Genomic DNA, 13,464 nt, shown 5'->3' with positions numbered 1-13,464 from the left:
TGCCTCGACCGGATGCACTCGGCCGCTGATTACGCCTGGTTGATCCCAGTGCTCCCGCTGATTGGAGCACTGATCACAGGCCTGGGACTGATCAGTTTCAACCGCACGATCAACCGGCTGCGCAAGCCGGTGGCCGTTCTCCTGCTCAGCTGTGTCGGAGCTGCCGCGGTGATCAGTTACGCGGTGCTGTTTGAACAACTTGGAGGAGCACCTCCGGTCGAGCATCTCTTCGTATGGGCCAGTGCAGGCAGTTTCAGCCTGCCGATGGGCTTCGTGGTGGATCCACTCGGATCGGTGATGCTTGCCCTGGTGACGACCATCGCCTTTCTGGTGCTGATCTACTCCCACGGCTACATGGCGCACGACAAGAGCTACGTGCGCTTCTTCACCTACCTGGCCCTTTTCAGCAGCTCAATGCTGGGTCTGGTGATTAGCCCCAACCTGCTTGAGATTTACGTGTTCTGGGAGTTGGTGGGCATGTGTTCCTACCTGCTCGTGGGCTTCTGGTACGACCGCGACGGTGCAGCCCACGCCGCTCAAAAAGCCTTCATCGTCAACCGTGTTGGCGACTTCGGATTGCTGCTCGGCATTCTCGGCCTCTTCTGGGCTACGGGCAGCTTTGATTTCCAGGGAATCGCCGATGGGCTCTCCGCTGCCATGAGCAATGGCACGGTGCCTGGCTGGGCCGCGATTGCCCTCTGCCTGTTCGTGTTCATGGGTCCGATGGCCAAATCGGCCCAGTTCCCTTTGCACGTTTGGCTACCCGACGCGATGGAGGGCCCTACGCCCATCTCCGCCCTGATCCATGCCGCCACCATGGTGGCGGCAGGCGTCTTCCTGGTGGCACGCCTCGAGCCCCTCTACGCCCAATTCCCCAGCGTCGGACTGGTCATTGCCGTCGTCGGTGCCATCACCTGCTTCCTGGGAGCCTCAATCGCTCTCACCCAGATGGACCTGAAAAAGGGGCTGGCGTACAGCACTGTGTCGCAGCTCGGATACATGATGCTCGCGATGGGCTGCGGAGCTCCTGTCGCCGGCATGTTCCATCTGGTGACCCATGCCTTCTTCAAGGCCATGCTCTTCCTTGGCTCCGGCTCAGTGATCCATGCCATGGAAGATGTCGTGGGGCATGAACCTGTCCTCGCTCAGGACATGCGTCTGATGGGAGGCCTGCGCCAAAAGATGCCGATCACAGCGATCACATTTCTGATCGGCTGTGTGGCCATTAGTGGCATTCCTCCGCTGGCTGGGTTCTGGAGCAAGGACGAGATTCTTGGCCAGGCCTTCAACACCTATCCGTTGCTCTGGGCTGTCGGCTTCCTCACAGCCGGGATGACCGCCTTTTACATGTTCCGCCTCTACTTCCTCACATTCGAGGGAGAGTTTCGAGGCAACGACAAAACGATTCAGGCCGAGCTGCTGGCTACCGCAGGCAAGAGTGCCGATGACGGCCATGGGCACCACGCTGAGAGCGTGCATGAGTCGGCCTGGCCAATGACGCTGCCGCTTGCGGTGCTCGCAGTGCCGTCCGTGCTGATCGGTCTGCTGGGAACCCCCTGGAACAGTCGCTTCGCCGGTCTTCTCAACCCCGAGGAAGCCGCTGAGATGGCAGAACACTTCAGCTGGAGTGAATTTCTACCCCTTGCTGGAGCCTCTGTTGCCATCTCATTAACCGGAATCACCATCGCGGTGCTGGCTTATGCCCTGCATCGCATTGATCTTGGAGAACTGGTGGCAGCTCGTGTGCCGACGCTCAATGCCTTCCTGGCCAACAAATGGTATTTAGACGCCATCAACGAAAAACTCTTCGTTCGCGGCAGCCGCAAACTGGCAAGAGAGGTGCTGGAAGTGGACGCCAAGGTTGTGGATGGCGTGGTCAATCTGACCGGCCTCCTGACCCTTGGCAGCGGCGAAGGTCTGAAGTATTTCGAGACCGGCCGGGTTCAGTTCTACGCCCTGATTGTGTTTGGCGGAGTGATCGCAATGGTGGTGCTGTTCGGAGCCCTCGGCTGACCAATCAGCTGAGCCTGGCCTCACTTGGATGCACCCGGTTGTCTGACGCTGTGTGTCCCAAAGCAGATGGAAAGCTGCCAAGTGGCCAGACGTTTCTACACTCCACGCAGACCTGAAAAGGCTTGCACGTGCTGGAGTTTGCCGTCAGCCCTCCCTTTGATCCTCAGACGGTGGGCATCCCCGCCACTGCGATCGCAGCGGGGGTTCCCTGGCTGAGCCTTTCGATCCTTTTCCCGATCGTCGGCGCCCTGATCGTTCCTTTCTTCCCCGACCAGGGGGAGGGGAAACAAGTGCGATGGTTCGCGCTGGGCATCGCCCTGATCACCTTTCTGATCACCGTTGCCGCCTATCTGAATGGCTATGACCCAGGGGTCAGCGGCCTGCAGCTATCCGAACGGGTGAGCTGGCTCCCAGATCTAGGCCTCACATGGGCCTTAGGCGCGGATGGTCTCTCCATGCCGCTGATCCTGCTCACCAGCTTCATTACCGCATTGGCGGTGCTGGCCGCCTGGCCTGTCACCTTCAAGCCCAAGCTGTTCTTCTTCTTGATCCTGGCGATGGATGGCGGCCAGATCGCCGTTTTCGCTGTGCAAGACATGCTCCTGTTTTTCCTTGCCTGGGAGCTGGAGCTCATCCCCGTTTACCTGTTGCTGGCGATCTGGGGAGGGAAGCGTCGTCAATATGCAGCCACCAAATTCATCATCTACACCGCGGGGAGCTCTCTTTTCATTCTGCTGGCAGCCCTGGCCATGGGCTTCTTCGGCGGTGGCACACCCAACTTCGAATACAGCGTGCTGGCCCAAAAAGGCTTCGGCACTGGCTTTCAACTGCTCTGTTACTCAGGCTTGCTGATCGCCTTTGGCGTGAAGCTACCGATTGTGCCGCTCCACACCTGGCTCCCTGATGCCCATGGGGAAGCCACGGCACCGGTGCACATGCTTCTCGCGGGCATCCTCCTGAAGATGGGCGGCTACGCCTTGCTGCGCTTCAACGCAGAGATCTTGCCGGAGGCCCACGCTCAGTTCGCCCCTCTACTTGTGGTGCTTGGCGTGGTGAACATCATTTACGCCGCCCTGACCTCCTTCGCCCAACGCAACCTCAAACGCAAGATCGCCTACAGCTCAATCAGCCACATGGGTTTCGTGCTGATTGGCATCGGCAGTTTTAGCTCTCTTGGCACCAGCGGAGCGATGTTGCAGATGATCAGCCACGGCCTGATTGGCGCCAGTCTGTTCTTCCTTGTTGGAGCCACCTACGACCGCACCCATACCCTCCAATTGGATGAGATGGGCGGCGTGGGGCAGAAAATGCGGGTGATGTTCGCCCTCTGGACTGTGTGCTCCCTGGCATCCCTGGCGCTGCCTGGCATGAGCGGCTTCGTGAGCGAACTGATGGTGTTTGCCGGCTTTGCCACCGACGAGGCCTACAGCCTCACTTTCCGGATCGTGATCGCTGGCCTAGCCGCCGTGGGTGTCATCCTCACACCGATCTACCTGCTCTCGATGCTTCGCGAGATCTTTTTCGGCAAGGAGAACAGCGAACTGGTGTCGCACACGAACCTTGTGGATGCGGAGCCCCGCGAGGTGTACGTGATCGGTTGCCTCTTGGTGCCCATCATCGGTATCGGCCTCTATCCCCGCCTGATGACCGACAGCTACAGCAGCTCAATCGAAGCACTTGTGAACCGGGATGTGGTGGCGATGGAACGGATCACCCAACCAACCGCTCCGCTGATTCGGAGTTCACCCATTGTGTCCACACTCATCCAGGCTCCATCCATCCCGCAGGCGTAACGAACTTCGTCCGTTCGGCGATCTGAACGGACGACGACCAACAAGGCTCGTAATTTTCAGACGCGACTGCTTGCTGCCATGCGTCAGATCAACTTCGGCCTGATCTTCGCCTTCGGCCTGGCGATGGTGTTTTTCACGCTTGAGAACACTGCTGCCACGACGGTTCATGTCCTGCCAGGACTCAAATACACCATGCCACTGGCAGCCCTACTGCTGCTGTCTTCAGGCATCGGTGCCGTTTCCGCCTGGTTCTTCGCCACCTGGAGCGGCATGCTCAACACGGTGATCACCGTGGGCAAAGACGAGGAATATCAAGCCCAGCAGGTTCGAATCCAGGAGCTTGAAACCGATCTCAACCGCTATCGCTCCACGGTGGAAACCCAGCTCGGCCTCCTCCCCTCTGCCAAGACATCCGCCAGCGATGACGAAGACAGTGACGTCGAACAACTCGATGTCAGTGCTTCCTGAGTCAGGCGAATCCCCTGTCTGATCGCTGGCGGAGCGGCTGAGGGCTCGATACCTTGCGTTCAGCAAGTGTGTGATGTTGCCCGAGATCAGCCGAAACCAAAGAGCTGATGCAGGAGCACGCCTCGCCATCCGCCTCCTTCAAGATGCAGCCCAGAGGGGGGATCTCGACCCCTGGGATGTTGACGTGATCGCAGTGGTTGATGGCTTCCTCGACCAGCTGCGTCAAAGGATTGACGTGCCTCGTCAAGTGGCTGCAGCCCTTCAAGGTCAGGGAGGTAGCTACGAGAAAGACCTGGCAGACAGCAGTGAGGCCTTTCTGGCCGCGTCTGTGCTGGTAGGCCTCAAGGCCGAAATTCTCGAGGCGGAAACCTTCCCCCCGGAACCGGTCTTTGAGGAGGGTTTCGAACCTGAGCTGGGAGATCAGGGTTGGCTTGATCCCGACTTCAACCTGCCACGACGACCAGAGCGGCATCTGGAAAGACGGCCTGTCGCCCCTCCCCCGCTTCGTCGGCCGGTGACGTTGGGTGAACTGATCGAACAGCTGGAATCGATCGCTGATCAACTCGAGACCGACGAGCTGGAGATGCGGCGTCGGCAGAAAGCAAAACGCTTCAGCAACCGCGAAGCCATTGCCCAGGTGGCCGCGCTTGCACACCGTGAAAAGCTGCCGGAAACAACGGCTGCCCTCGGTCAATTTCTGCAGAGCTGGGAAGACGTTCTGCACTGGATGGACTTTGAACAGCTGGTGCAGCGCTGGGGCGAAGTGGCAGCGCCCGATCTCGACACCGACCGCGTCGGCGTGTTCTGGGCGCTTCTGTTTCTGTCCTCTCAGGGACAGATCGAACTGCAGCAGGGAGACTCGCTGCATGGCCCACTGCAGCTCAAACGACTCCTAGCGTCAGGCAGCATGGCTCAACTGCCGATTACGAAGCTCAACGTGCCAGCTGTTGTGCCGGCCGGAGAAGCGGTTGCAGCCTGATCTGGCCCTTATGTTGACCTATCGATCTGAGGCCTGATGCGTCCATGAAGGCGATGATCCTGGCAGCAGGCAAGGGCACCCGCGTGCAGCCGATCACGCATGTGATCCCAAAACCAATGATTCCGATCCTGCAGAAGCCAGTGATGGAATTTCTCCTGGAGCTGCTGAAGGAACACGGCTTCACAGAGGTGATGGTGAACGTGTCTCACCTGGCCGAAGAGATCGAGAACTATTTCCGCGACGGTCAGCGCTTTGGGGTTGAGATCGCCTACAGCTTCGAAGGCCGCATCGAAGACGGTGAACTGATTGGCGATGCGCTGGGTTCCGCTGGTGGTCTCAAGAAGATTCAGGACTTCCAACCCTTCTTTGATGACACCTTTGTGGTGCTCTGTGGCGACGCCCTGATTGACCTTGATCTGAGCGAAGCCGTTCGCCGCCACCGCGAAAAGGGAGCGATCGCCAGCATCGTCACCAAGCGAGTGCCTCGTGACCAGGTGAGTAGCTACGGCGTGGTGGTGACCGATGAAGCGGGCAAAATCAGTGCCTTCCAAGAAAAGCCCAGCATCGACGAAGCGCTCAGCGACACCATCAACACCGGCATCTACATCTTTGAGCCGGAGATCTTCGAACACATCCCCTCAAGCCAGCCCTTTGACATTGGCTCGGATCTCTTCCCCAAGCTGGTGTCCCAAGGAGCCCCCTTCTACGCCCTGCCGATGGATTTCGAGTGGGTCGATATCGGCAAGGTCCCTGATTACTGGCAGGCGATTCGCAGTGTGCTGATGGGCGAAGTGCGCCAGGTTGGCATCCCCGGCAAGGAAGTTCGTCCTGGGGTCTACACCGGCCTCAATGTCGCTGCCAACTGGGACAAGATCAACGTTCAGGGACCGATCTACGTGGGTGGCATGACCCAGATTGAAGACGGCGCCACCCTGATAGGCCCAACCATGATCGGGCCAAGCTGCTCGATCTGCGAAGGCGCGGTGATCGACAACTCGATCATCTTTGACTACTCACGGATCGGTGCAGGGGTGCAGTTGGTCGACAAGCTTGTCTTTGGTCGCTACTGCGTTGGCCGCAATGGCGACCATTTCGACCTTCAGGAAGCTGCCCTCGACTGGCTGATCACCGATGCCAGACGAGCGGATTTGATCGAGCCATCACCTCAGCAGAAGGCCATGGCAGAACTGCTCGGTACAGATCTCACACCGACACCGGGCTAACACCCGCTTGTTCAAGCACCAAAGGAATCCGTTCCTCTGCACGCACAGCCATCAAATGCACACCCTGAGCAATCCCCATGTAGCGCTGCACCTGCTCCGCCGCGATGGCAATCCCCTCTGCGGCAGGATCTTCCGCAGCCTCCAAGCGGGCGATCAGCGCATCAGGAATGCAGGCTCCAGGCACCATGCGATTGATGAAGCCGGCATTCTTGGCTGATTTCAGCAGAAATACCCCGGCCAGCACCGGCAGCTCTAGGGGTGCAGCCAGATCTGTGCAGAACCTCTCCAGCACTGCCCCATCCATCACCATCTGGGTCTGAAGGAAGCGTGCGCCAGCCTCCCGCTTGCGCTCGAGGCGCCTCAGAAGACCACTCTGGCTGGAGCAGTGTGGATCAGCGGCAGCACCGGCGAACAAAGCCGTGGGTCCGTCGGCCAGATCACCCTTGACTGGGTCCTCGCCGCGGTTGAAAGCCGTGACCTGATGCAAGAGACGCACTGATTCCAGCTCATTCACCGGACGCACCTTGGGCTGATCCCCGGCGGTCACAGGATCACCGGTCAGGCAGAGAAGATTGCGGATACCTAGGGCATGGGCGCCAAGCAGATCGGCTTGAAGAGCAATGCGATTACGGTCACGACAGGCGATCTGCAGCACCGGCTCCATCCCGTGATCCAGCAGCAACCGGCACACCGCCAGGCTGCTCATGCGCATCACAGCACGGCTGCCATCTGTGACATTCACAGCGTGCACCCTGCCACGCAAGGCTGCCGCCATCGCCAGGGTATGGCGCACATCACCGCCTCGCGGAGGCATCACTTCTGCCGTAATGGTTGGCTGACCAGCGGTAAGACTGTGCTGCAGCGCCGTGCTGTCCATCTCTAATCGTCTTCTCCCAGCCGTCACTATGGGCGATCGGGATCACACCGCCAGAACGTGCCTAGGATGAAGTGACGATGAAGAGACGGGGACGATGAGCAGCGGCAACACCCCGGGCTCAATGAATGTTTCCCTGTCTAGCCGCGAGCTTGAGATCATCGAACTGGTGGCTGAAGGGCTGACCAATCAGGAAATTGCCGAACGTCTCACCATCAGCAAGCGCACGGTGGACAACCACGTGAGCAATGTCTTCACGAAAACAGGGTCCAAGAACCGCGTGGCCCTGCTGAACTGGGCCATGGATCACGGCAAGATCTGCCGGGATGGCTTTAACTGCTGCGTGCTCCCTCACGACGAGAGCGACGCTTCCTGAACACCTGGGCTGCAGGGCGGGGCATTGGCAGCAAAGAACAGCTGGCGAGGGGCAGCGAGAACAGAGCGGCGTAAGCCTCACAAGCTTCACGGTCTCCACCCATGAAGCGAAGAATCCCATCGGTGTCATAAAGGCCGTACATCGCCGCGTCTCCTGATCCCAGGGTGCATTCCGCGCCGGAGAGGCACGACACCTTCTCCCCAAATCTAAAGCAAATCGAAAGAGGCTTTCAAAGTCTGGGGCCATAGCTTCATGGGCTGCAAGGCCAAGGCAGCGTTGCTCCAACGCTTGTCACCGGTGATTTCCTGTCCACACCAGTCAGGAATCACCACAGAGGTCTGCATCGATGGCAGCTCCACCTCCGCCAAAACCAAGGGTGCATTCTCCCCCGTAAAGCAATCCACCACCCAGTCACCACCAGGAAGATCAAGGCCATAGCGAATCTTGGTCAGTCGATGGGGAGCAAGCTCCCAAAGCGCTTCCGCATCATCGAGTGGCAATGGATATTCGAACTCATGGCTGGCGAAGCCAGCGGCTGGAGCCTTGAGGGTCAACCACGCTGCCTGCTCTGCGCGAATCCGCATCCTCACGGTGATCCCCTGCTCAGAAGTGGCCAAATAACCCTGTCGAAGCGACTGGGGTGCTCCAGCGAGGGTCCGCCACCCTTCCGATCGGACCAGAAAACGACGTTCGATCTCAAGGGGCATGGGATCGCCTCAGTTGGGGGATGGCTCCGAAGCGACAAGACTGCCCGCCCAGTGAAGCTTCTGCGCCAGTGTTCGGTAATAGGAGGGCTTTCTATCCAATTGGAGCATCAAGGCATGGTGGGGGGCACGCTGCACCATGCAGCATTCACCTGGCTCCAGAACGGCACCTGCCACTCCATCTTTCCAGAGCTTCACAGGCCGTTCTCCTTCACCCAGTGGCCAAATCATCAACCGAGAGCGGGGAGGCACCACGACCGGCCGACTCGACAAACTCATCGGACAAATGGGGCTGACGATGATCGCATCGATCCCTGGATGCAGGATGGGTCCACCTGAGGCCATGGCATAGCCCGTCGAGCCCGTCGGCGTGGCCAGGATCAGCCCATCACCGCGCACCTGATCAACCACCTCACCATCGATCTCCAACTCGAGAATGCAAGTGGGGGCGAGGTCTTCTCGATGGGGGCGCAAGTAAAGATCGTTCAGGGCCCAATGTCGCTCCAGCGCATCGGATGCATCCGCAGGAACCTGGGAGCGGCTGCCGTCCTCCATTGCACAGCGGAGGTCACGGCCGTGATGGACCGTTGCCTGCAGCATCATGCGCTGCTCCAGAGCGAACTGATCATCAATCAGACGCTGCCAGAGCTCAAGCCCACCCAACATGGTGGAGTCATGGGTCAGGAAACCCAAGTGCCCCCCGACGTTGAAACAGAGAATCGGCACGTCATGCACCGCCAGATGCCGAGCTGCTCCGAGAACGGTGCCATCGCCTCCGAGCACAACAGCCACATTGGGCAATGTGGGTTCGGAGGCCATCAGACCAGGGAAGGGATTGGCCTTCGGGCCACTCATGGCCAGGGTGACCTCGGCCCCGAGAGAGGTGAGGTCATCAGCGCAGCGCCTGGCTTCCCGCAAGGCAGCCAAGCTATCTGCTCTGTAAATCAACCAGACCCGATCAAGGCGCATGGGGCGTAGGCGCCGGAGATCACCAGCGCAGCAGGTTGAAGCGTTCCATATCCACTGTGACGCGATTGCGATAAAGCGACAGCAGAATCGCAAGACCCACGGCTGCCTCGGCAGCAGCCACGGTGATAACGAAAACAGCGAACACCTGGCCCCGAATTAAATCACCATCCACATAGGAGGAGAAGGCCATCAGATTGATGTTCACCCCATTAAGCATCAGCTCGATACTCATCAGCACGCGCACTGCATTACGGCTGTTGATCAGACCCCAGACACCGGTGCAGAACAACACTGCAGCCAGCAGAAGATACGCCTCGAGAGGTACGGATCCGTTCAGCAGCTCAGACATGGGGTGCAGATAAAAGGAAGAGATTCAGAACAGCACCGGTTCAGGCGGGGGGCTGATCCACCAAGAGAGGAGTACGGGACTTTTCAATCAGTCCCTGATCAGCCGACTGCCCCGTGCCCAGATCCGTTGCTTGCACATCTCGACGGGCCAAAACGATCGCGCCGATCATCGCCATCAGCAGAAGAACGGAAGCCAGCTCAAAGGGCAGAAGGTAATCGGTGAAGAGGTGCTCACCAATCCGAACGGTTGCGCCCTCACCGACGGCCTCTGGGCCAGGCACGGCCCAGGGGGTCGTGAAAGCAACCCTGACCAGCAAGGCAAACAGACCGGCGCAGACTCCTCCTGAGAGCAAGCGACGCGTTGGCAGGCCCTTGATCGGTTCCAGATCTTCCCGTTTATTCACGAGCATGATCGCGAACAGGATCAAGACGTTCACCGCTCCGACATAGACCAAGACCTGGGCCGCTGCCACAAAACTGGCATTGAGCAGCAGATACAAGCCAGCCACAGCCATGAAAACGCCTCCCAGAAGAAAGGCGGAGTAAACGATGTTGCTCAGCAGCACAACGCCCAGGCCGCCAATCGCGATCACAGCGCCGAGAACGAGGAAGCAGATGAGCTGGGTTGAGGCAGCAATCGTCATCCTGCGTTCTCCTCCTTGGTGGTCGTCGAAGAGGATTCTCCCCCATCCGCTGCCGACTTGGGCATCGAAGCCAGCACCTGATCAGGAAGCTGACCCGCCCTTGGACGGTCAGCAGCAACACCATGGGGATCCATCTCACCCACAGGCAGATAGGCGAGCTCCCGAAGTGGCTGCACGGAAGCATCAGTGGTGACGCTCGTGGGCAGACGCCCAAGAGCGACATTGTCGAAGTTGAGGCTGTGGCGATCGAAGGCTGCTAACTCGTATTCCTCAGTCATCGACAGACAATTCGTGGGGCAATACTCCACGCAGTTGCCACAGAAAATACAGACACCGAAGTCGATCGAATAGTTGCGCAGCTCCTTTTTCTTGGTCTGCTTGTTCATCACCCAGTCGACGACTGGCAGGTTGATGGGACAGACCCGAACGCACACCTCGCAAGCGATGCACTTGTCGAATTCGTAGTGAATCCGGCCGCGATAACGCTCGGACGGGATCAGCTTTTCGTAGGGATATTGCACCGTCACGGGACGACGCTGCATGTGGTCAAACGTGACTGCCAATCCCTGGGTCAGGTTGCGTGCCGCATCAACGGCATCCCTGGTGTAGTCACCAACCTGCTTGAGGAATCCGAACATGGCCTGGGAGGAAGTGGAACGGTGTGAGAACGAGGGGGGCGGGGCTAGGCGGATTCAACCGCCGAAAGCCACGGGAAAGGCCAATTTCAGTGCAGCTGTCACCAACAGGTTGACCAAGGCAAGCGGGAGAAGGAACTTCCAGCCCAGATTGAGGAGCTGATCGATCCTGACCCGCGGGGTGGTCCAGCGCAACAGGATGGCAAAAAAGACCAGAAGATAAGCCTTGAGCACCGTCATCACGATGCCTACGGTGCCTGTAATCACCTGCACAAGCGGTGCATCAACCGACTGGCCCATCCAGCCTGCCAGCCATTCCACAGGAATCGGGAAGCCCCACCCGCCGAGATAGAGAACCGACACCAACAGGGCAGAAAGCACCAGGTTGATGTAGCTGCCGAGATAGAAGAGGGCGAACTTCATCCCGGCGTACTCGGTCTGATACCCGGCGACCAGCTCTTCCTCTGCTTCCGGAAGATCGAAAGGAAGACGTTCGCATTCAGCCAGAGCACAGATCCAGAAGATCAGAAAGCCCACGGGCTGACGCCAGATATTCCAGCTGAGCAAACCGGCACCGGTCTGCTGGTCGACGATGTCAATCGTGCTGAGGGAATTGCTCATCATCACGACAGCCAGGACAGCCAGAGCGAGGGGGATCTCGTAGCTGATCGACTGGGCCGCAGCCCTCAATCCGCCAAGCAGGGAGTACTTGTTGTTGGAGGCGTAGCCGCTCATCAGCAGGCCAATCGGCTGAATGCTGCTAAGCGAGATCCAGAGGAAGATGCCAACCCCCACATTGCTCACGAGCAGGTTCTGGCCAAAAGGGACGATCAGCCAAGACAAGATGACCGGCACCACCACGAGCACCGGGCCAAGTGTGAACAGCACGCTGTCGGCCCGAGCCGGAATGATGTCCTCTTTCACCAGCAGCTTGAGGCCATCAGCTAGCGGCTGAAGCACCCCAAGGGCACCAGCGTATTCAGGGCCAATGCGCTGCTGAACGGCCGCCGAGATCTTGCGTTCCAGCCAAACCGTGACCAGCACACCCACGACAGCCGCCACAAGCACCAGCAGCATCGGCAGAGGCAGCCAAAGCAGATGAGCGACGTCAGGAGACAGGCCGAGTCCTTGCAATGCCTGGCTGAAACTGAACTCCAGGTCCAAACCGGGGCTCACCAGGGCCGTCATTGTGGTGGCAAGGGAGGTCACCATGTTCAGGGGTGAGATGGAAGCAACTTAGGCGCCCGCAGTCGGGAGGCGGCTTTCAAGCGGTATCCAGCTGCGCTGGGTACTGCCTGTGTAGATCTGCGAGGGACGGAAAATCCTGTTGGCACCGAGCTGTTCCCGCCAATGGGCCAACCAACCTGCCACCCGGGAAATGGCAAACACTGGTGTGAACAGATCGCGGGGAATCCCCAGTTTCCGATAGACGAGTCCGGAATAGAAATCGACATTGGGATAGATGCCCTTCGGTCCAAGCCTGGTTTCGGCAGCAGCCTCCAGGGCGCGGGCGACGTCATAGAGCTCGTCGTGACCGAAGCGCTCAAACATCTCCTCGACAAGAGCCTGAAGAATCACCGCCCGAGGGTCCTTCACCCTGTATTCCCGGTGACCAAAACCCATCACCTTGCGCTTGTTCGCAATCGCGTCATCGAGATAAGCCGCCGCCTGATCAGGAGAGCTGATCTCTTCCAGCATGGCCAGCACATCTTCATTAGCGCCGCCGTGTAGAGGACCGGCCAAGGTCCCGACTGCGGACGCAACCACGGCGTAGGGATCGGTGAGCGTGCTCGCCGTGACTCGAGCACTGAACGTACTGGCATTGAGGCTGTGCTCGGCGTGAAGCATCAGACAGCGATCAAAAATGCGGGCGGCAAACGGATCAGGTTCCCGCTCCGTGAGCATGTAGAGAAAATTGGCGGAATAAGCCAGATCGTCGCGGGGCTGGATCGGATCTTGGCCTTTGCGAATCAGCTGGAACGCAGCCACCATCGTGGGGATCTTGGCGATCAGCCGCACCACCGCCGCATAGATGTATTTGGGGTCGTCAATGGCCCGACGGGAATAGAACAATCCAAGGGATGCTGCGCTCGACTGCAGGGCATCCATGGGGTGACCGGTGGCCGGGAAGCACTTCATCATGTCCCGCACCCGGAAGCTCACCCGCCGGTGCATCTGCACCTCATGCTCGAAGGCCTTGAGCTGGTCAGTGGTGGGCAGCTCACCCCAAATCAGCAAATAAGCCGTTTCCAGAAAGGTGCTCTCGGCGGCGAGTTCCTCCAGCGGATAGCCGCGATAGGACAAACGCCCCTGCTGACCGTCGATGTCACAGATGGACGACTGGGTGGCAGGCACCCCATCCAGCCCGGGGCGGAAAACGATGCCTGTCCGCTCGTGGCGGATCTCCTCAACTGAAGACTGTCCCACCCCCAACCTGC

The 13,464-nt window shown here is 59.2% G+C and carries 15 protein-coding genes; 6 read left to right on the top strand and 9 right to left on the bottom strand.

Annotated features, from left to right (window positions below):
• Positions 1 to 12: 12 nt before the first annotated feature.
• The 5 genes from DXY16_RS10860 to DXY16_RS10840 all read left to right on the top strand — a co-directional run bounded on the left by DXY16_RS10860 (position 13) and on the right by DXY16_RS10840 (position 6,476).
• Positions 13 to 2,013, top strand: a complete 2,001-nt coding sequence (locus DXY16_RS10860) for an NAD(P)H-quinone oxidoreductase subunit 5 (RefSeq protein WP_115121236.1) — start codon at positions 13 to 15, stop codon at positions 2,011 to 2,013.
• 128 nt (positions 2,014 to 2,141) lie between these two features.
• Positions 2,142 to 3,806, top strand: coding sequence for an NAD(P)H-quinone oxidoreductase subunit 4 (locus tag DXY16_RS10855; RefSeq protein WP_115121235.1), 1,665 nt, complete (start codon positions 2,142 to 2,144; stop codon positions 3,804 to 3,806).
• A 78-nt stretch (positions 3,807 to 3,884) separates the two neighbouring features.
• Positions 3,885 to 4,274 carry a lipopolysaccharide assembly protein LapA domain-containing protein gene (locus DXY16_RS10850; protein ID WP_115121234.1) on the top strand — a complete coding sequence of 130 codons (390 nt, stop codon included), beginning with the start codon at positions 3,885 to 3,887 and terminating at the stop codon, positions 4,272 to 4,274.
• 73 nt (positions 4,275 to 4,347) lie between these two features.
• On the top strand, positions 4,348 to 5,253 hold the full coding sequence (locus DXY16_RS10845; RefSeq protein WP_115121233.1) for a segregation/condensation protein A: 906 nt from the start codon (positions 4,348 to 4,350) through the stop codon (positions 5,251 to 5,253).
• A gap of 44 nt (positions 5,254 to 5,297) precedes the next feature.
• Complete coding sequence (locus tag DXY16_RS10840; RefSeq protein ID WP_115121232.1) at positions 5,298 to 6,476, top strand: NDP-sugar synthase; 1,179 nt, start codon at positions 5,298 to 5,300, stop codon at positions 6,474 to 6,476.
• Here DXY16_RS10840 and DXY16_RS10835 read toward each other — a convergent pair.
• Positions 6,457 to 7,353: a methylenetetrahydrofolate reductase gene (locus DXY16_RS10835; RefSeq protein ID WP_115121231.1), complete on the bottom strand. Its 897-nt coding sequence runs from the start codon at positions 7,351 to 7,353 to the stop codon at positions 6,457 to 6,459. The two genes, DXY16_RS10840 and DXY16_RS10835, sit on opposite strands and share 20 nt — an antisense overlap.
• Before the next feature lie 94 nt (positions 7,354 to 7,447).
• On the opposite strand from DXY16_RS10835, the gene DXY16_RS10830 reads away from it, so the two are divergent.
• The gene (locus DXY16_RS10830; protein WP_115121230.1) at positions 7,448 to 7,726 is read left to right on the top strand and encodes a helix-turn-helix transcriptional regulator; all 279 of its coding nucleotides are present in this window, start codon (positions 7,448 to 7,450) and stop codon (positions 7,724 to 7,726) included.
• Here DXY16_RS10830 and DXY16_RS10825 read toward each other — a convergent pair.
• The 8 genes from DXY16_RS10825 to DXY16_RS10790 are packed head-to-tail and all read right to left on the bottom strand — an operon-like array spanning position 7,683 to position 13,459.
• Complete coding sequence (locus DXY16_RS10825; protein WP_244281659.1) at positions 7,683 to 7,919, bottom strand: hypothetical protein; 237 nt, start codon at positions 7,917 to 7,919, stop codon at positions 7,683 to 7,685. The genes DXY16_RS10830 and DXY16_RS10825 overlap by 44 nt on opposite strands.
• 13 nt (positions 7,920 to 7,932) lie before the next feature.
• Positions 7,933 to 8,433, bottom strand: coding sequence for a CYTH domain-containing protein (locus tag DXY16_RS10820; protein WP_115121228.1), 501 nt, complete (start codon positions 8,431 to 8,433; stop codon positions 7,933 to 7,935).
• A 9-nt stretch (positions 8,434 to 8,442) separates the two neighbouring features.
• Entirely contained in the window at positions 8,443 to 9,399 is a 957-nt protein-coding gene (locus tag DXY16_RS10815; protein WP_115121227.1) for an NAD(+) kinase, read from the bottom strand.
• 19 nt (positions 9,400 to 9,418) lie between these two features.
• Positions 9,419 to 9,748: an NADH-quinone oxidoreductase subunit NuoK gene (nuoK, locus tag DXY16_RS10810; RefSeq protein WP_115016271.1), complete on the bottom strand. Its 330-nt coding sequence runs from the start codon at positions 9,746 to 9,748 to the stop codon at positions 9,419 to 9,421.
• Between the two features lie 40 nt (positions 9,749 to 9,788).
• Positions 9,789 to 10,391, bottom strand: coding sequence for an NADH-quinone oxidoreductase subunit J (locus DXY16_RS10805; RefSeq protein WP_115016268.1), 603 nt, complete (start codon positions 10,389 to 10,391; stop codon positions 9,789 to 9,791).
• Positions 10,388 to 11,029: an NAD(P)H-quinone oxidoreductase subunit I gene (ndhI, locus tag DXY16_RS10800; protein ID WP_115016267.1), complete on the bottom strand. Its 642-nt coding sequence runs from the start codon at positions 11,027 to 11,029 to the stop codon at positions 10,388 to 10,390. Before ndhI ends, DXY16_RS10805 begins: the two co-directional genes overlap by 4 nt.
• Positions 11,030 to 11,083: 54 nt before the next feature.
• Positions 11,084 to 12,202: an NADH-quinone oxidoreductase subunit NuoH gene (nuoH, locus tag DXY16_RS10795; RefSeq protein ID WP_170953937.1), complete on the bottom strand. Its 1,119-nt coding sequence runs from the start codon at positions 12,200 to 12,202 to the stop codon at positions 11,084 to 11,086.
• A 60-nt stretch (positions 12,203 to 12,262) separates the two neighbouring features.
• Entirely contained in the window at positions 12,263 to 13,459 is a 1,197-nt protein-coding gene (locus DXY16_RS10790; protein WP_170953933.1) for a citrate synthase, read from the bottom strand.
• Between the last annotated feature and the right edge of the window lie 5 nt (positions 13,460 to 13,464).

Origin of the sequence: Synechococcus sp. UW105, assembly GCF_900473935.1 — a bacterium.
Lineage (GTDB): Bacteria > Cyanobacteriota > Cyanobacteriia > PCC-6307 > Cyanobiaceae > Synechococcus_C.
This window is presented reverse-complemented; position numbering and strand designations above follow the sequence as displayed.